At 66.6% G+C, this 17,738-nt stretch carries 18 protein-coding genes; 7 read left to right on the forward strand and 11 right to left on the reverse strand.

The window, feature by feature from the left end:
* The 5 genes from C1704_RS17635 to C1704_RS01680 all read left to right on the forward strand — a co-directional run.
* A partial coding sequence (locus C1704_RS17635; RefSeq protein ID WP_211286799.1) for a hypothetical protein occupies positions 1 to 185 on the forward strand: 185 nt, incomplete at its 5' end.
* 5 nt (positions 186 to 190) lie between these two features.
* Positions 191 to 1,072: a DUF4123 domain-containing protein gene (locus C1704_RS01665; RefSeq protein WP_104300377.1), complete on the forward strand. Its 882-nt coding sequence runs from the start codon at positions 191 to 193 to the stop codon at positions 1,070 to 1,072.
* Positions 1,069 to 1,524: a DUF3304 domain-containing protein gene (locus C1704_RS01670; RefSeq protein ID WP_104300379.1), complete on the forward strand. Its 456-nt coding sequence runs from the start codon at positions 1,069 to 1,071 to the stop codon at positions 1,522 to 1,524. Before C1704_RS01665 ends, C1704_RS01670 begins: the two co-directional genes overlap by 4 nt.
* Positions 1,525 to 1,576: 52 nt before the next feature.
* Positions 1,577 to 3,394, forward strand: coding sequence for a T6SS phospholipase effector Tle1-like catalytic domain-containing protein (locus tag C1704_RS01675; protein ID WP_170064599.1), 1,818 nt, complete (start codon positions 1,577 to 1,579; stop codon positions 3,392 to 3,394).
* A gap of 284 nt (positions 3,395 to 3,678) precedes the next feature.
* Entirely contained in the window at positions 3,679 to 3,966 is a 288-nt protein-coding gene (locus tag C1704_RS01680) for a late competence development ComFB family protein (RefSeq protein ID WP_104300384.1), read from the forward strand.
* Between the two features lie 10 nt (positions 3,967 to 3,976).
* Here C1704_RS01680 and nadB read toward each other — a convergent pair whose 3' ends face one another.
* Complete coding sequence (gene nadB, locus C1704_RS01685; RefSeq protein ID WP_104300386.1) at positions 3,977 to 5,605, reverse strand: L-aspartate oxidase; 1,629 nt, start codon at positions 5,603 to 5,605, stop codon at positions 3,977 to 3,979.
* A gap of 178 nt (positions 5,606 to 5,783) precedes the next feature.
* Here nadB and C1704_RS01690 point away from each other — a divergent pair, with 178 nt between their 5' ends.
* Entirely contained in the window at positions 5,784 to 7,112 is a 1,329-nt protein-coding gene (locus C1704_RS01690) for a hypothetical protein (protein ID WP_146076015.1), read from the forward strand.
* A gap of 13 nt (positions 7,113 to 7,125) precedes the next feature.
* Here C1704_RS01690 and C1704_RS01695 read toward each other — a convergent pair whose 3' ends face one another.
* From C1704_RS01695 to C1704_RS01740, 10 genes are all read right to left on the reverse strand, one after another.
* A complete protein-coding gene (locus C1704_RS01695) occupies positions 7,126 to 7,452 on the reverse strand; it encodes a hypothetical protein (protein ID WP_104300390.1) in 327 nt (108 codons plus the stop codon).
* Positions 7,453 to 7,512: 60 nt separating this feature from the next.
* Complete coding sequence (clpB, locus tag C1704_RS01700) at positions 7,513 to 10,113, reverse strand: ATP-dependent chaperone ClpB (RefSeq protein WP_104300392.1); 2,601 nt, start codon at positions 10,111 to 10,113, stop codon at positions 7,513 to 7,515.
* 121 nt (positions 10,114 to 10,234) lie between these two features.
* Positions 10,235 to 10,624 carry a fluoride efflux transporter CrcB gene (crcB, locus tag C1704_RS01705; RefSeq protein WP_104300394.1) on the reverse strand — a complete coding sequence of 130 codons (390 nt, stop codon included), beginning with the start codon at positions 10,622 to 10,624 and terminating at the stop codon, positions 10,235 to 10,237.
* Positions 10,621 to 11,109: a molybdopterin synthase catalytic subunit MoaE gene (gene moaE / locus C1704_RS01710; protein ID WP_104300396.1), complete on the reverse strand. Its 489-nt coding sequence runs from the start codon at positions 11,107 to 11,109 to the stop codon at positions 10,621 to 10,623. The genes crcB and moaE overlap by 4 nt, the downstream gene beginning before the upstream one ends.
* Positions 11,110 to 11,111: 2 nt before the next feature.
* A complete protein-coding gene (gene moaD, locus C1704_RS01715; protein WP_104300398.1) occupies positions 11,112 to 11,363 on the reverse strand; it encodes a molybdopterin converting factor subunit 1 in 252 nt (83 codons plus the stop codon).
* Entirely contained in the window at positions 11,360 to 12,592 is a 1,233-nt protein-coding gene (locus C1704_RS01720) for a molybdopterin molybdotransferase MoeA (protein WP_104300400.1), read from the reverse strand. Before C1704_RS01720 ends, moaD begins: the two co-directional genes overlap by 4 nt.
* Positions 12,504 to 13,094, reverse strand: coding sequence for a molybdopterin-guanine dinucleotide biosynthesis protein B (gene mobB, locus C1704_RS01725; protein ID WP_104300402.1), 591 nt, complete (start codon positions 13,092 to 13,094; stop codon positions 12,504 to 12,506). The genes C1704_RS01720 and mobB overlap by 89 nt, the downstream gene beginning before the upstream one ends.
* A gap of 35 nt (positions 13,095 to 13,129) precedes the next feature.
* Positions 13,130 to 14,539 carry a threonine synthase gene (gene thrC, locus C1704_RS01730; protein ID WP_104300404.1) on the reverse strand — a complete coding sequence of 470 codons (1,410 nt, stop codon included), beginning with the start codon at positions 14,537 to 14,539 and terminating at the stop codon, positions 13,130 to 13,132.
* Between the two features lie 4 nt (positions 14,540 to 14,543).
* Positions 14,544 to 15,878 (reverse strand): homoserine dehydrogenase, encoded by a 1,335-nt coding sequence (locus tag C1704_RS01735; protein WP_104300406.1) that lies wholly within the window; start codon positions 15,876 to 15,878, stop codon positions 14,544 to 14,546.
* A gap of 5 nt (positions 15,879 to 15,883) precedes the next feature.
* Positions 15,884 to 17,113, reverse strand: coding sequence for a pyridoxal phosphate-dependent aminotransferase (locus C1704_RS01740; protein ID WP_104300408.1), 1,230 nt, complete (start codon positions 17,111 to 17,113; stop codon positions 15,884 to 15,886).
* Between the two features lie 155 nt (positions 17,114 to 17,268).
* Between C1704_RS01740 and C1704_RS01745 the strand changes: the two genes are divergently transcribed.
* On the forward strand, positions 17,269 to 17,649 hold the full coding sequence (locus C1704_RS01745; protein ID WP_104300410.1) for an Mth938-like domain-containing protein: 381 nt from the start codon (positions 17,269 to 17,271) through the stop codon (positions 17,647 to 17,649).
* Positions 17,650 to 17,738: the final 89 nt, after the last annotated feature.

The following is a 17,738-nucleotide window of genomic DNA, read 5'->3' on the forward strand; positions in this document are numbered from 1 at the left end:
GCATCACCCTGCAGGCCTCAGGCCTCACCGTGGAGTGCCCCGGCACGATCCGGGTGCAGGCGGGGAGCAGGAGGATGGTGGGGGCGCAGAGGGTGGAGCAACCCTTGCCGCTGATGCCGAAACAGGTGTGCGTGGAGTGCTTGCTCAAGGCTCGCGCGCAAGGTGCGCCAGTCGTGAAGCGGTGAGTGTCATGGCTGAGCTCGAATCACAAAGCAGCGACGATGCTGTGGACGCGCATGCCTGGGTTGCGGCGAGGAAGACCCACAAGGATCGTCTCTACGCGCTGATCGACCGCAGCGCACCAGGCCCCGACTTGGCGAGGCTACGAGAGTCTGACCGCTGCGTGACCAACCTGTTCTCACGGCTCAGGCTGCAACCTCAAGCGTGGCCCACCGCACCCGTGCTGGTCGCGATGGACCAAGGCTTTGTCGAGGCGCAGATGATGAATGCATACGCCTCCCAGAGTGCAGAGTCATGCACGGTCTCGCTCATCGCCTCGCCGTTGGATGCCGGAGGTGTCGCGCAGCGCCTGGTGCGTCGCCTGGAGTTGGAGTCAGAGGGAACCGCCTACCTCCTGCGGTGGTGGGACCCTCGTGTGATACTGGCTTTGAGTGAGGCCTGGTCTGGTGACTTGCGCCACGATGTCCTGGCCTTCGGGACGCAGATGCTCCTGCCGAATCGCCGAGGTGGACATCTCGCGTTGGCGCTGCACTGCCCTGAGGACGACCCCTTGGCCGAGCGTCCGCTGGTCTGTACTGGTGAGCAACTCGACGCCTTGGTCGAGACGACCGCTCCCGACGCGGTGCTTGGCTTGCTGCGCGAACAGGATGCGGCCTTGCTCGACAGCTTGCCCGATGCACAGCGACATGCCTGGGCCTGCGCGCAGATCAAGCGCTGTTGCGAGCGAGGCCTCTTTGCGGCCCGCGATCACGCACTCGCGCTTGCGCTGGCCATCCAGCACGGCGCTGACTGGTGGGGAGACCCCGCTTGGAGGCCATGCGTGGCCAAGGCAGAAGACAAGCACTCGCTGGTGGAGGCCTACCTCGCCATGACACATAAGGAGTCCGCATGAAACCGACCCGGTCAGGGATGGCCTGCTTGCTTGCAGCCTTCGCGCTCGTGGGCTGCAGCAAGAACGAACCTGTGATGCTGGGCATCGTCGGCTACAACCACACGGAGCGCTACATCGACAGCTTCAGTGTGGGTGGGCAAGGTGGCAGCAATGTGTTCCCCATGGAGGGCGGCGGGAGCGTCGTCTGCTGCATCGGCTACCGCCCCAGCCGACCACTTCCGATCGAGATGGAGGTGGAGTGGGTTTGGGGATCTGAGGAAGATGAGAACCAGCAGTTGACACGGCATCGGGAACCGGCCAGCTATCGAGCAACCTTGAATGGGCCAGTTCCTGACGACCCCCACAACCTGGAGGTTCACTTCATGCCGGATGGCACCGTGCAGTTGCGCATCACATCGGTGCGCTCGCCACCGCCGAGGCCGTCGGTTCAGCAGGGAGCGAAAAATGAGTGAGTGTTTGGCCATTCCCGTGCGGGCGCCTACGACACCAACCACGCCGGACAGCATGGCAACCAGATCGCCTGTCGAAACGCTTGCTGCGCGCTTTGCACAGCGAACCGATCAACCTCACAGCGCGGTAGCCGACTGCCAGCAAGAGCTGTGGGTCAGCATCTTCTTCGATGGCACAGGCAACAACGAGAAGATCGACGCACCGACATTCGAGCACAGCAACGTATCGCGGCTTCACCGGGCAGCCGTTGAAGACACGCCCATGGGGAAAGTGCGCATCTACGTCCCCGGCATTGGAACCCCCTTCCGCGAAATCGGCGACCGAGGAGGCAAGTTGGCGATGGCGGTTGCCCAAGGCGGGGAAGCGCGCCTGGAATGGGCGATGCGACGTCTGGAACAAGAAGTGCGTGAAGCCGCCGCCCGCGCCCAGAACCCGGTGAACAAGATTCGCGGCATCCATCTGGCGCTGTTTGGTTTTTCCCGCGGCGCGGCGCAGGCGCGGGCCTTTGCGCGCCGCGTGGCCCGGCGCTGCAGGCGCTCGGGTGCGGGCTGGGTGTGGACTGGCGGTGGTTATCCGTTCCGCCTGTACTTCATGGGCTTGTTCGACACGGTGGCCTCGGTGGGGGTGCCCGCTGCGGCGCGTAGGTATGCCGGAGAGGCTGCTGCACTGATGCCGCTGGTGGGTGCAATCCCGGTGCTGATGGCATCCCAGGCCGATGGGCACAGCGCCTGGGCCAGCGATTTGAGGATTCCATCGATGGTGGAGCGCTGCGTGCACTACTGCGCGGCGCACGAGATCCGCAACTCGTTTCCGCTGGATTCGGTCCTGGAAGACGGTCGCTACCCCGCCAATTGCCATGAGGTGTTCTATCCCGGTGTGCATTCCGACGTGGGCGGTGGCTATCGACCGGGCGAGGGCGGACGCAACCTCAACCGCTTTGCCATGATGAGCCTGGTGCCGTTGCGGGCGATGTACGACGAAGCGGTGAAGGCGGGCGTGCCCTTGCGGCGCATTGCAGGCTTACCAAGGGATATCAGAGAAGACTTTGTTCCTACTGACCACGCAGACCGCGAAGCCCGGCAGCTGCTGTCCCGACGGTTCAACCGCTACCTGCAGGTGGTCGGTGCGCAGGGCCGCCCCATTGGTGAGACCATCCTGGCCCATATGAAGCTCTACTTCCGTTGGCGTATCGTGCACATCGGGCGCAAGTTGCGGGCCCGGCGCCAGGGTGAGGCTGACCTCGACACTCGCCGACTGAACGACTATGACGCGGCGCTGGCTCGCGAACGCGAAGCAAAGCAGGCGGAGGTCGATCGGCTGCGGCGAGAGTATGAAGCCGCGAAGGACGCGGAAGCCGCGGCGCGAAGCATGTACAACCGCCGCCGCGCCAGTGCGACGCACCGCGCAGCCTTTGAACAGGCTTCCGAGCGCGCAGACCATGCCAGCTGGGCACTGACGCATCAGGAAGCCACTCTGGGCACGATGCCCAGCCGCGCGGAGGAGTTGATCGCTTCGCTGGAGCGATACGACCAACAATTCCTGGAAGACAGCGCTCGCGTGCTCGCCGAGGATCCGAAGACCCTGCGCCCGTTTGCTCGCATCTTGCGAGAAGCCTGGGAGATGGAGCCCTTGACCGACCCCGACGTGGTGGCCCTGTTCGACGACCACGTCACGGACTCATTGGCTGGGTTTGCGATGGACAGAACCTGGGCCACGGATCCACGTCGGCTGTATCAAGGGGGTGACAACGCCGTTCAGTACGCACGTGCGGCGGATCCCGAGGCAAGTCGCGTCGCCCAACGTGGATCGATGCATGTGCCACCCGCTCCTGCTGCGGCGTCATCACATGCCCTTCAACAACCGCTGACATAGACATCGAAGCCCACGAGTCCGCCGACAAGCCCACTGAAGGCGCAGAGAAACTGCGCCCCTGCCGTTTCACCCTGGCCGCAGCGCTGGCGGCCGAAGGCCACTCTGAGCGATGCGCAGGCCGTGGCCCTGTGGGAGACAAGGTGAGCGGTACCTTGCGCTTGCGCCCAGGGGCTTACTGAATGGCGCGCGGGGTCGCTGCAAATGAACCGTCAAGCCCTGCCAATTCAAGGCTTGACCCGCCGGCTTCGCTGGACATACTGGTGCCTGCGACTCCGGAGACTCGCATGAGAGACGCCGATTTCACCAACATCCACAACTACTTCGAGCGCCCGGTGTTCGAGGCGGTCATGCAGATGGCCCCGCGTTATCCGCAGGTGCGAGGTGACATGCTGGCCGACGTGGCCTGCGTGGCACTGAACAGGCTCCCGTCGCGCTACATCCGCCACGAGGTGGACCTGGTCTTCTACCTGACGGAAAAGGAGCGCGCCGAGAACGAGCGCGCCCTGGCCGAGGCCGTCACCCACGCCTTCGAGTTCGTGCAGGCCCGCAACGCCATGCGCGCCCGGGGCTGAGCAGCCTCCCCTAGAGGCCACACCCTTGATGTGTGGCCGACAAGCGCCGCCCGGCCGGCCGCGTGAGGATGGTCGGGAAGCTCACCGGCAAGGTGCGGGGGAAGTCGCGGCTGTAGTGCAGGCCCCGGCTTTCATGGCGCACCAGCGCCGATCGCACGATCAGTTCGGCGCATTCCACCAGGTTGCGCAGTTCCAGCAGGTCGCGGGTGACGCGGAAGTTGGAGTAGTAGTCGTCGATCTCGCTGCGCAGCAGGTGGATGCGGTGCAGCGCGCGCTCCAGCCGCCGCGTGGTGCGCACGATACCCACGTAGTTCCACATCAGCAGGCGCAGCTCGTCCCAGTTGTGCGAGATCACCACCTGCTCGTCGGCATCCTCCACCTGGCTTTCGTCCCAGGGCGGCAGCATCGCCTCTTCCAGGCGAGCATGAGTTTCGATGTCCTGCGCCGTCGTGCGGCCCAGCACCACACACTCCAGCAGCGAATTGCTCGCCAGGCGGTTGGCGCCGTGCAGGCCGGTGTAGGTCGATTCGCCCACGGCGTAAAGCCCCGGCAGGTCGGTGCGGCCCTGCAGGTCGGTCACCACCCCGCCGCAGGTGTAGTGGGCCGCCGGCACCACCGGGATGGGCTGGCGGGTGATGTCGATGCCCAGTGCCAGGCAACGCGCGTGGATGGTGGGAAAGTGCTCCTTCAGGAAGGCTGCGCCCAGGTGCGTGGCGTCCAGCCAGACATGGTCCAGGCCGTGCTTCTTCATCTCGAAGTCGATGGCGCGGGCCACGATGTCGCGTGGTGCGAGCTCCGCACGTGCATCGTGCGCCGGCATGAAGCGCGTGCCATCGGGCAGCTTCAGGTGGGCTCCCTCGCCGCGCAGGGCCTCGGTGATCAGAAAGCTGCGTTCCTGCGGGTGGTACAGGCAGGTGGGGTGGAACTGGATGAACTCCATGTTGCCCACCCGGCACCCCGCCCGCCACGCCATCGCGATGCCATCGCCCGTGGCGGTGTCGGGGTTGCTGGTGTAGCGATACACCTTGCCGACACCGCCGGTGGCCAGCACCACGGCCGCTGCCGGCAGGGTTTCCACGTGGCCGCGGTCGATGTCGAGGGCATACACGCCGTAGCAGCGCGGCGGCTCGTCGCGTTTCAGGTGGCGCGAAGTCACCAGGTCCACGGCCATCCAGCGTTCGCGCAGCTCGATGTTGGGATGCTGGCGCACCTGGGCCAGCAGGGCGTCGTGGATGGCCTTGCCGGTGGCATCGGCCGCATGGGCGATGCGCCGCACGGCATGCCCCCCCTCGCGGGTGAGATGCAGGCCCAGCGGGCCTTGAGGATCGGGCGAGAATGGCACCCCCTGAGCCACCAGCCATTCGATGGCCGCAGCACTGTGTTCGGCAATGAAGCGGGCCGTGCCCTCGTCCACCAGGCCGGCGCCCGCGTCCTGGGTGTCGCGCACATGGCTGTCGATGCTGTCGTCGCTGCCCAGCACCCCCACGATGCCCCCCTGGGCCCAGGCCGTGGCTGCCTCGCCCAGGCTGCGCTTGGCCAGTACCACCACGGGCCGGGTCGCCGCCAGGTGCAGGGCCACCGTCAGGCCGGCCAGGCCGGCTCCCACGATCACCACCGGGTCGTTGCGTGTCGCGTTCATGTGTCTCCGATCAGCTGCGCGTCATTCTATCGAGCGCCTGTCCCAGGACAGCACGGCACGGTCAACCGTGAAGTAGGTCGCAGGCCCGCACCCCCCTCCCCCGAACGGGTGTGCCACGCGGGTGAAACGCGTAGTTACACTGCACTCACAACCACCGAACCTCCTGAAACGAGGCGCCATGTCTTACGTACAGCGCATGGATGACAAAACCAACCCCCATTCCGGCGAAGCCGGCAGCGGCCCCGTCGAATGGGCGGCCACCATGCCTGACACGATGGCCACGCAGATCATGGCGCGCGACAGCGACGATCCACGCGTGGCAGGCACGCGGGAGATCGGGCGCCTGACCGGCCCCAACACGCGCGAGCTCTTTGTCACCTGCGATGCTGCCGAGGCCCTGCGGCTGCAGTTCGACCACCTGCAAAGCCTGCACGTCGCCCTGCACGACATCGGTGGCAATGTCTCGCGGCAATTGCTGCGCCAGCTCGCCGTGCACGGTGGCAGCGCGGTGCAGAAGCTCATCATCCGCCAGCAGGGCTACGGCACGCTGCTGGCCAGCATCGAATACGCCACCTACACCTCGCCTGAAGGGCAGAGCGTGCATCTCTATTCGACCGACGTGCAAAGCACGCCAGCCGGTCAGCAGGCCGTCAGCCGGGTGCTGATGGAGCATGCCCAGGTCAGTGTGGTACTGCTGGCAGAAATGCCCGCCCAGGGTTCGGGCAACGCCCTGCGCCAGATGATGCAGTGGGTGCATGTGCCGGCCTGGGTCTGCCCCAGCCTGCTCATCATGCCGCTCGGCCCGGCGGCGGCCCAGGCTGCGGCGGCACAGTCGGCGCAGGTGGTGCAGCGCCACGGCATGCTGGTGCGTGCGGCCCCCCAGCCCTCGCGCCCCGCCGATGCCTGGTCCTACATCCTCGGGTTCTGGCAGAGGAACGCCATGCGCGGCCGGCTCGCCAGTTCGGGCGCGCAAACCCAGGCCCCGATGCAGCTGCCCTCGCTGAACCTGAGGCTCGACCCTGAGGGCGGCACCACGGTGCCGCAGGCTCCGCCCTGGGCCCACACGGCCGCCACCCCGGTGGCGCAGCCGCCCGCGCCTGCGCCTTCAGCCTCCGCCACCACGGTGCCAGCCCAGGCTTACATGGAAACCTATGTGAGCATGGTGGCCCAGATGACCGGCCTGCTGTCGTGCTGCGTCTTCGATGCCAACCTGGCGGCGCCGCTGGGACACGCCGGGCGCGGCCCCTCGCCGATCGATCTGGCGCGGCAAGGTGCGGCCATTCTCAAGGCCCAGCAGATGGCCCGCCTGGCTCTGAACCTCGGCGACCCGGCCCACGAGATCCTGATTTCGTCGGACCGCCATCACCAGGTGGTGCGCCCCTTGCCGGGGCTGCCCGATGTGGCGCTGCATTGCCTGCTCGACCGACACAAGACGAACCAGTCGCTCGTGCGCTTCCAGCTCCAGAGGCTCGACGCCTGGCTCAAGCAACAGCAAGGCGGGCGCTGAGCCCGCACCGAGCTCAACCGCGGGGCTGCGTGTTGCCCTGACGGGGCGGCAATTCGCGCACTTCCACGTCGATCACCTCGCCCGGGGCGCGCGCCGTGCCACGGCCGGCCGTCCACGCGCGGGTCCGGGTGTGGATGTCGGTCCAGCGGTAGCGCCGGAACAGGCCGAAATCGGCCACCGTCGGCCGACGGCCACGCAGCAAGGCCCATACGCTGAGCACCAGGGCGGCCACCAGCCCGGCCACCGCCAGGCTGGCCAGAAAGACGAGGCTGAATACCACGACAAGCAGCCGCAGCAGCAGCGAGGCGGCCGAAGCCAGCAGGGTGCGCAGGAAGTCCATCAAGTTGTGAGTCTCCGGTGAGCAGCGGGGTTCCCCCTCGGGGCCCCGCCACTGGATACCTCAATGCACGGTGCGGCCGAAGGCGAATTCGCCATTCTCCACCGTCACCGGGATCACATCCTTCGGGCCGAAACGGCCCTGAAGGATGAGCTTGGCCACCGGGTTCTCGATGCGGTGCTGGATGGCCCGCTTCAGCGGCCGGGCCCCGAACACCGGATCGAAGCCGACCTTGGCCAGTTCGGCCAACGCCTCGGGCGACACGTCGAGCTTCATGTCCATCTTTTCCAGCCGCTGCTCCAGGTGCTTGAGCTGGATCCTCGCAATGGACTCGATGTGCTTCTGGTCCAGCGCATGGAACACCACCGTCTCGTCGATGCGGTTGAGGAACTCGGGGCGGAAGTGCTGCTTCACCTCGGCCCATACCGCATCGCGGATCAGCTCGCGGTCCTGCCCGGCCATCTGCATGATCTGGTGCGAGCCCAGGTTGCTGGTCATCACGATCACGGTGTTCTTGAAGTCCACCGTGCGACCCTGGCCATCGGTCAGGCGGCCATCGTCCAGCACCTGCAGCAGCACGTTGAACACGTCCGGGTGAGCCTTCTCCACCTCGTCGAGCAGCAGCACGCTGTAGGGCTTGCGCCGCACGGCCTCGGTGAGATAGCCGCCTTCGTCATAGCCCACGTAGCCCGGCGGCGCGCCGATCAGGCGACTCACGGAGTGCTTCTCCATGAACTCGCTCATGTCGATGCGCACCATGTGCTCTTCACTGTCGAAGAGGAAGCCCGCCAGCGCCTTGCACAGCTCGGTCTTGCCCACGCCCGTGGGGCCCAGGAAGAGGAAGCTGCCCAGCGGCCGGTTCGGGTCGGACAAGCCCGCGCGCGAGCGGCGGATGGCATCGGCCACGGCCACGATGGCCTCGTCCTGGCCCACCACGCGCTCGTGCAGCTTGGCTTCCATCTGCAGGAGCTTTTCACGCTCGCCCTGCATGAGCTTGCTTACCGGGATGCCGGTAGCGCGCGCCACCACCTCGGCAATCTCTTCCGCACCCACCAGGGTGCGCAGCAGCTGGGGCTTGCCGCCCTCCTTGGCGTCCTTGGCCTTGCCCGACTCCTTGGCCTGGGCATCCTTCAGGCGCTTTTCCAGCTCGGGCAGCTTGCCGTACTGCAGCTCGGCCACCTTGTTGAAGTCGCCCTTGCGGGTGAACTCCTCGATCTGGAACTTGATCTTGTCGATCTCTTCCTTCACCTGGGCCGAGCCCTGGGCGGTGGCCTTCTCGGCCTTCCAGATCTCCTCCAGGTCGGCGTATTCCCGCTCGAGCTTGGCGATCTCTTCTTCCAGCAAGCCCAGGCGCTTGATGGAGGCTTCGTCCTTTTCCTTGCGCACGGCCTCGCGCTCGATCTTCAGCTGGATGAGCCGGCGGTCGAGCTTGTCCATGGCCTCGGGCTTGGAGTCGATCTCGATCTTGATCTTGGCGGCTGCCTCGTCGATCAGGTCGATGGCCTTGTCGGGCAGGAAGCGGTCGGTGATGTAGCGGTGGCTCAGCTCGGCCGCGGCCACGATGGCCGGGTCGGTGATCTCCACGCCGTGGTGGACCTCGTACTTCTCCTGCAGACCCCGCAGGATGGCGATCGTGGCTTCCACGGTGGGTTCATCCACCAGGATCTTCTGGAAGCGGCGCTCCAGGGCGGCGTCCTTCTCGATGTACTTGCGGTACTCGTCCAGCGTGGTGGCGCCGATGCAGTGCAGTTCGCCGCGCGCCAGCGCCGGCTTGAGCATGTTGCCCGCGTCGATGGCGCCCTCGGCCTTGCCGGCGCCCACCATGGTATGGATCTCGTCGATGAAGAGGATGATGCGCCCCTCGTCATGGGCCACTTCCTTGAGCACCGACTTCAGCCGCTCCTCGAACTCACCGCGGTACTTGGCCCCGGCCAGCAGGCCGGCCATGTCCAGCACCAGCACGCGCTTGTTCTTCAGCGTCTCGGGCACCTCACCGGCGACGATGCGCTGTGCCAGACCCTCCACGATGGCCGTCTTGCCCACGCCCGGCTCGCCGATGAGCACCGGGTTGTTCTTCGAGCGTCGCTGCAGCACCTGGATGGCGCGGCGGATCTCGTCGTCCCGGCCGATCACCGGGTCGAGCTTGCCCTGGCGGGCGCGCTCGGTGAGGTCCAGCGTGTACTTCTTGAGTGCTTCGCGCTGGCCCTCGGCCTCGGCGTTGTCCACCGGCTGCCCACCTCGCACGGCCTCCACGGCCGCCTCCAGCGACTTGCGCGTCAGGCCGAACTCGCGGGCGAGCTGGCCGATCTCGGCCTTGCTGTCGGTCAGGGCCAGCAGGAACATCTCACTGGCGACGTACTGGTCGCCCCGCTTGAGGGCTTCCTTCTCGGCTGCCTGCAGCAGGCTGATGGTGTCGCGCCCGGCCTGGACCTGTTCGGCGCCCTGCACCTGGGGCAGGCGCTTGATGGCCGCCTCCACGGCCTTGTGCAGGCCGGCGGTGTTCACCCCGGCGCGCGCCAGCAGGGCCTTGGGCCCCTCATCCTGCTGCAGCATGGCCAGCAGGATGTGCGCCGGCTCGATGTATTGGTTGTCGTGGGCCAGCGCCAGGCTCTGGGCGTCACCCAGCGCCTCCTGGAATTTGGTCGTGAGCTTGTCGAGTCGCATGAAATACCTCCAATTGACGTCGAATTGGGGGGCAACGGGCCCGTTTCAAGTGTGCCCAAGCCCCGCCGGCCCGAAAAGACCGCAGCCCCGAACCGGTTTGACCGGGATCAAGCGCGAGCGCTCAACCGAGCCAGCTGCGCATCAGCCGCCAACCCAGCGCACAGCAGGCCAGGGCCCCCAGCACATGCGCCAGGGTATGCAGGAGCATCATGCCCCATTGGTCCTTCTGGAGCAGGTGCAGCGACTCCAGCGAAAATGCCGAGAACGTGGTGAAGCCCCCCAGGAAGCCGGTGACCAGCAGCAGGCGCAGCACCTCGTCCGGACTGCGGGCAAACCAGGCCATCGCAACCCCGATCAGCAGCCCGCCCAGGGCATTGGCCAGCAAGGTGCCCAGCGGAAAACCTCCCCAGGCGGGGTTGAGCCAGACGCTCAGCAGCCACCGCGCCACCCCGCCGACGGCAGCCCCTGCCCCCACGGCCAAGGCACCGGTCGCGCTCAACGCGACGCTCATCGAGTGGGCTCCGCATTGCAGGCCACGATGCCCCAGCGCTTCAGGGCCTCATCGTCGCTCACACGAGCATCCACCCACCGCGCCCCGTCCGGCGTGGTTTCCTTTTTCCAGAACGGCGCCTGGGTTTTGAGGTAGTCCATCAGGAACTCGCAAGCCTGGAAGGCCTCACTGCGGTGGGCCGAACTCACGCCCACATAGACGATCTGGTCCTGCGGCAACAACGGGCCCACCCGATGGATCACGCGCGCGGCACGGATGTCGAAGCGACGGTGCGCCTCGTCGATCATGGCCTCGATGGAGCGTTCGGTCATGCCCGGGTAATGTTCCAGTTCCATGCGGCTCACGCCCTGGCCGTCATTGCGGTCGCGCACGGTACCGACGAACACCGCCACCGCTCCCACGCCCGCATCGCCGGCGCGCAGGGCCGCCACCTCGGCGCCGAGGTCGAAGTCCTCGGTCTGGATGCGCACACGCAGCTCGGCCATGCTCAGCCCCCGGTCACGGGTGGGAAGAAGGCCACCTCGGCGCCCTCGCGCAAGGCGGCGGACTCGTCGCACAGGGTCTGGTCGAGCGCCGCTCGCAGCGCACGGCCTGGCCCCAGCACTTCGGCGTGGGCACCGGAGCGGGTCTGCAGCAGCGCGCGCAGGCTGCCCACCGTGCTGCCTTCGGGCACCTCGATGCTCTCGTGCGGACCCAGAACCTCGCGGATCGAGGCAAAGTACTTCACGGTGACCTTCATTGCATCCACTCGGCAAACGACACGAAACGCACCCGATCCCCGCGGGCGATGGCTTGCCCGGGCGGCACGTCAGCCACGCCATCGGCCCACACGGCCGAGGTCAGCACACCGGAACTCTGGTTGGGGAACAAGGCCAGCCGGCCGTCCTCCCCGTAGCGCACCCGCAGGAACTCGCGCCGGCGGTCCGGCTTGGGCCAGTCGAACCCGGCCTCCAGCCACACACCCTGCGGCGCAGCGGGGTCAGCCCCCTGCAAGGCCAGCAGGAAGGGCCGAGCCAGCAGGAGGAAGGTGATGAAGCTCGACACCGGATTGCCCGGCAGTCCGATGAAGGCGGCCTCCCCACCCCCGTCCCGTCGCACGTGGCCAAAAGCCAGCGGCTTGCCGGGCTTGATCGCGATCTGCCAGAGATCGAGCTGCCCCTCGGCGCTCACCGCCGGCCGGATGTGGTCTTCCTCGCCCACCGAGACCCCACCAGAACTCAGGATGAGATCGTGCCCGCGCGCGGCCTCGCGCAACACTGCCCGTGTGGTCTCCAGCCGGTCGGGCACGATGCCCAGGTCGGTGCACTCGCAGCCGAACTGGGCCAGCAGGCCTTTCAAGGTATCGCGGTTGGCGTTGTAAATGGCCCCTGGGCGCAGCGGCTCTCCCGGCATCACCAACTCGTCACCCGTGGACATCAAGGCCACCCTTGGACGACGCACCACGGCCAGGCTCGCAGCCCCCGCCGTGGCTGCCAGACCCAGCGCCTGGGGCGTGAGGCGGCAGCCGCGGGCCAGCGCCACGGCGCCCTCGCGCAGGTCCTCGCCCCGTTGACGCACCGATTGGCCGGGCACCGGCACGGTCTGGATCCTCACCCCGCCCTCCACCGCCTCGCACTGCTCCTGCATCACCACGGCATCGGCGCCTGCGGGCAGCGGTGCCCCGGTGAAGATGCGCACGGCGGTGCCCGGCTGCAGCACGGCCCCGACCTGCCCGGCGGCGATGCGCTGGCTCACGGGCAGCACCGTGCCGGCCACGGGCACGTCGGCGGCACGCACGGCATAGCCGTCCATCGACGTGTTGGCCAGCGGTGGAACATCCAGCGGCGAGATCAGGTCGCGCGCCAGCACGCGGCCCAGGGCCTGAGCCGTCGGGAGGTCCTCAGTCCCGGAGATCGGCGTAGCTGCTGCCAGCAGCCTCGCCAGCGCCTCCTCCAGGCTGAGCATCGGAGAACGGGGAGCGGTACTCATAGCGGTCCTGATTGTGCAGCAGGTGCTCCACCACGCTCGCGGCATCGTTCAGATCCAGCACCGGACGCAAGGTGGGATGGGGCAATTCGCCAGGGCTGTCGGTCGCGATCGCCGTCACGAACGGGTCCTCGACATACTGGGCCCGGTGACCGAGCGATGCGCGCCACACCTCGATCTTGAGCAGATCGGCATGCTTGAACCCCTCGACCAGCACCCAGTCACAGTCGTAGAGTTCCGCGATCAACTGGTGCACGGTGGGTTCGCAAGGCGCCTCGAACTCGCGGATCTTCGCCAGGCGGCGATCAGAGGCCACCACCACCTCGAAGGCGCCCGCCTGCCGATGACGCCAGGAGTCCTTGCCCGGATGGTCGATGTCGAAGGCATGGTGGGCATGCTTGACCACAGACACACGCTGGCCTGCCAGCTTCAGGCCGCCGATCACCTGCTCCACCAGGGTGGTCTTGCCCGACCCGGAATACCCGCAGAAACCCACGACCTTCATGCACTTTGTCCTGCGTGCCTCGATGCGGGCACGTGTCAGTGGCAATTTTCGGCGATGTAACGCTTCACCGCGTCAGCGTCCACCCCCATGACCTTGAAGCGCTTGGGGAGGTTCTCGATGCCCATCAAGGCGGCCGGCCGCTCGGGCTCGCGGCCCAGGGCCTCGCGGATGGTCTGGGCAAACTTGGCCGGCAGGGCAGTTTCCAGCACGATCATCGGAACCCCCTCGTCCAGATGTTCGCGCGCCACCTTCACGCCATCGGCGGTGTGCGTGTCGATCATCACGCCGAAGCGTCCGAACACGTCGCGGATGGTCGCGAGGCGGTCGGCATGGGTGCTCTTGCCCGAGACGAAGCCGTAGTCAGCCACCTTCGCGAACTCGGCCGGCGACAAGGTGAAGGCGCCGCGCCGCTCCACCTCCTCGCGGAAGAGCTGGCGCGTACGCGCGGCATCCCGGCCCAGCAGGTCGAAGACAAAGCGTTCGAAGTTGGACGCCTTGGAGATGTCCATCGAGGGGCTGGAGGTCTCGTGGGTCTCGGCCCCCTTGCGCACACGGTAGGTGCCTGTGCGGAAGAACTCGTCCAGCACGTCGTTCTCGTTGGTGGCCAGCACCAGACGATGGATGGGCAGGCCCATCTGGCGTGCCACATGCCCGGCGCAGATGTTGCCGAAGTTGCCCGACGGCACGCAGAAGCTCACCTTCTCTTCGTTGCTGCGCGTCGCCTGGAAGTAGCCGGCGAAGTAGTACACCACCTGGGCCAGCAGACGCGCCCAGTTGATGGAATTCACCGTGCCGATCTTGTAGCGGCGCTTGAACTCGAGGTCGTTCGACACCGCCTTGACGATGTCCTGGCAGTCATCGAAAACGCCTTCGATGGCCAGGTTGTGGATGTTGGCATCGGGCAGGCTGAACATCTGGGCCTGCTGGAAGGGGCTCATGCGGCCATGAGGCGACAGCATGAACACCCGCACACCCTTCTTGCCGCGCATTGCGTACTCGGCCGCACTGCCGGTGTCTCCCGACGTGGCCCCGAGGATGTTGAGTTCCTCGCCGCGGCGGCCCAGCTCGTACTCGAAGAGCTGGCCCAGCAGCTGCATCGCCATGTCCTTGAAGGCCAACGTCGGCCCGTTGGACAACGCCTCCAGGTAGAAGCCCTCGCCCAGCGGCTTGAGCGGTGTGATGGCCTCGGTGCCGAACACGTCCTTCGTGTACGTGCGTGACACCAGCGTGCGCAGGTCGTCGGCCGGGATGTCGTCGATGTAGAGCGACAGGATCTCGAAGGCCAGATCGGCATAAGACAGGCCACGCCAGCGCTGCAGCGTGGGGGCGTCCACCTTTGGATAGGCCACCGGCAGGTACAACCCGCCATCCGGGGCCAGGCCTTCGAGCAGGATCTCGGAGAAGCCGCGCTCGGTGCGGTCGCCGCGGGTGCTGATGTACTTCATGGCCTCAGTTCAGTTCTTCCTTGCGGATGCGCACGATGGGCGCCAGCACGGTGGGCAGGGCCTGCATTTTCGACAGGGCTTCGTTCATGCGGCCTTCGCGGGTCTCGTGCGTGAGGATGATGAGGTCGGTCTGGGTCTCGTCGTCGCCTGCCTCGCGCTGCAGCACCGCATCGATGGAGATGTCATGCTCGGCCAGGATGCCGGTGATGCGCGCGAGCACGCCCGTCTGGTCGGCCACCCGCAGGCGCAGGTAAAAGGACGTCACCACATCCTCGATGGACAGCACGGGCGCGTTGTCGAGCGCATCGGGCTGGAAGGCCAGGTGCGGCACGCGGTGGTCGGGGTCGGCCGTGTGCAGGCGCGTCACGTCCACCAGGTCGGCCACCACGGCCGAAGCCGTGGGCTCGGAACCAGCACCCTTGCCGTAGTAGAGCGTGGAGCCCACGGCATCGCCGTTCACCACCACCGCGTTCATCGCACCTTCGACGTTGGCGATGAGCCGCTTGGCCGGCACCAGGGTCGGGTGCACGCGCAGCTCGATGCCGCCACCGGCCACATCGTCGCGCCGCTTGGTCACCCCCAGCAGCTTGATGCGGTAGCCCAGCTGCTCGGCGTAGTTGATGTCGGCCGCCTGGAGCTTGGTGATGCCTTCCACGTAGGCCTTGTCGAACTGCATCGGGATGCCAAACGCGATGGCGCTCATGATCGTGGCCTTGTGGGCCGCATCCACGCCTTCGATGTCGAAGGTCGGGTCGGCCTCGGCGTAACCCAGGCGCTGGGCCTCCTTCAGTACCGTGCCGAAGTCCAGGCCTTTGGCACGCATCTCGCTGAGGATGAAGTTCGTCGTGCCGTTGATGATGCCGGCGATCCACTGGATGCGGTTGGCCGTGAGGCCTTCTCGCAGAGCCTTGATGATGGGAATGCCGCCGGCCACCGCCGCCTCGAAGGCCACCATCACGCCTTTGTCGCTCGCTGCCGCGAAGATCTCGGTGCCGTGCACGGCCAGCAGGGCCTTGTTGGCCGTGACCACATGCTTGCCCGAGGCGATGGCCTTGAGCACCAGTTCACGGGCCCGTGTCGTCCCCCCGATCAGCTCGACGACGATGTCGACTTTCGGGTCGGTCACGACCGCATCGAGGTCGTCGGTGATCGCCAGCCCGTCGCCGAGCGCGGCCCGGGCCTTGGCCAGGTTGCGTGCGCCCACGCGGGCGACTTCGATGCCCCGCCCGGCGCGGCGGCGAATCTCCGCCTGGTTGCGCTCGAGCACCTTGACAACGCCTGAGGCAACGACGCCGGCGCCCAGCAGGCCCAGGCGCAGCGGATTCTGGATGGAGTTCATGGGGTTCATCCCTGAGAGTGACGCTTGCGGTAGTGATCGAGAAAACGAGCGATGCGGCCGATGGCCTCGGCCAGGTCGTCCGAGTTGGGCAGGAAGACCAGACGGAAGTGATCGGGATGCGGCCAGTTGAAGCCCGTGCCCTGCACGATCAGCACCTTCTCCTCGGCCAGCAACTCGTAGGCGAACTGCTGGTCATCGGCGATGGGGTAGAGCTTGGGATCCAGTCGCGGGAACATGTACAGCGCCGCCTTGGGCTTCACGCAGCTGACGCCAGGAATCTCGGTGAGCAGCTTGTGCGCCAGATCGCGCTGGCGGCACAGCCGCCCGCCGGGGGCGACCAGATCCTTGATGCTCTGGTAGCCGCCCAGCGCCGTCTGGATCGCCAGCTGGCCCGGCGTGTTCGCACACAGGCGCATCGACGCCAGCATGTTCAGGCCTTCGATGTAGTCGCGCGCATGCTTCTTCTCGCCCGACACCACCATCCAGCCCGCGCGGTAGCCGCAGGAGCGGTAGTTCTTCGACAGGCCGTTGAAGGTCACGCACAGCACGTCGTCAGCCAGCGAGGCGATGCTCGTGTGCGTGCTGCCGTCAAAGAGCGTCTTGTCGTAGATCTCGTCGGCGAACACGATGAGCTGGTGCTGGCGGGCCACCTCCAGCAGCTCCAGCAGCACCGACTCCGGGTACAGAGCACCGGTGGGGTTGTTCGGGTTGATGACCACCAGGGCCTTGGTGCGCGGCGTGATCTTGGCCTTGATGTCGGCAATGTCAGGCATCCAGTCCGACTGCTCGTCGCACAGGTAGTGCACCGGTGTGCCGCCAGACAAGGCCACCACGGCGGTGTAGAGCGGGTAGTCGGGCGCCGGAATGAGCACCTCGTCGCCGTCGTTGAGCAAGGCATTCATGCTCATGGCGATCAGCTCGGAGGCACCGTTGCCGAGATAGACATCATCGACCGTCACGCCGCGGATGTTCTTTTCCTGCGTGTAGTGCACCACGGCCTTGCGCGGTGCGAAGAGGCCCTTGGAGTCGGTGTAACCTGCCGTGTGAGGCAGATTGCGGATCATGTCCTGCACGATCTCGTCCGGCGGCTCCAGGCCGAACACCGCCAGATTGCCGATGTTCAGCTTGATGATCTTGTGCCCCTCTTCCTCCATCTGCCGGGCCTTTTCAAGCACCGGCCCACGGATGTCGTAGCAGACATTGGCCAGCTTGGCCGATTTGGAGACGGGTTTCACGACAAGACTCCCCGGAAGCAGGCCCTTCCCCGGGCCCTGGAATATGGCGGGCGATGCAGGCTTGCTGCAGTGCAAAACCTATAATTTAACCACAGCGCGCCCCTGAAAAAGACACGCACCCGCCCGCCCATTGCCTCTGCTGTGACCCGATTGTCGTGAAACTCCAGCCCGATCGTAACGATGCCTCGCTGAACATCATCACCGCGGTCACGCCGTCGGCGATCAGCGTGAATGCCGTGTCACTCGCAGGAAGCCTGATCGTGCCCTGGCGCGGCGAGGTGCAGCCGTGGGACTGCTGCGAGATCGGCGCCCTCACGCAGGAACATCTGGAACTGGTGGCTTCGATGAGTCCGGAGGTGGTGCTGCTGGGCACCGGCCCGCGCCTGCGCTTTGCGTCGCCGAGCCTCCTGCGGCCGTTGATGAGCCGCCGGATCGGCATGGAAACCATGGACACTGCGGCGGCCTGCCGCACCTTCAACATCCTCGCTGGTGAGGGGCGCAGCGTCGTGGCGCTGCTGATGCTTCCGCAGCCCTGAGGCCATCGTCCAATCGCGCGAAGCGCAGCGATTGGCTCAGAGTATCGACCGCGGTACGGCTATAATCTCCGGCTAGGCCTGAACGGGCG

It is taken from the genome of Caldimonas caldifontis, from assembly GCF_002930615.1.
Taxonomy (GTDB): domain Bacteria; phylum Pseudomonadota; class Gammaproteobacteria; order Burkholderiales; family Burkholderiaceae_C; genus Caldimonas; species Caldimonas caldifontis.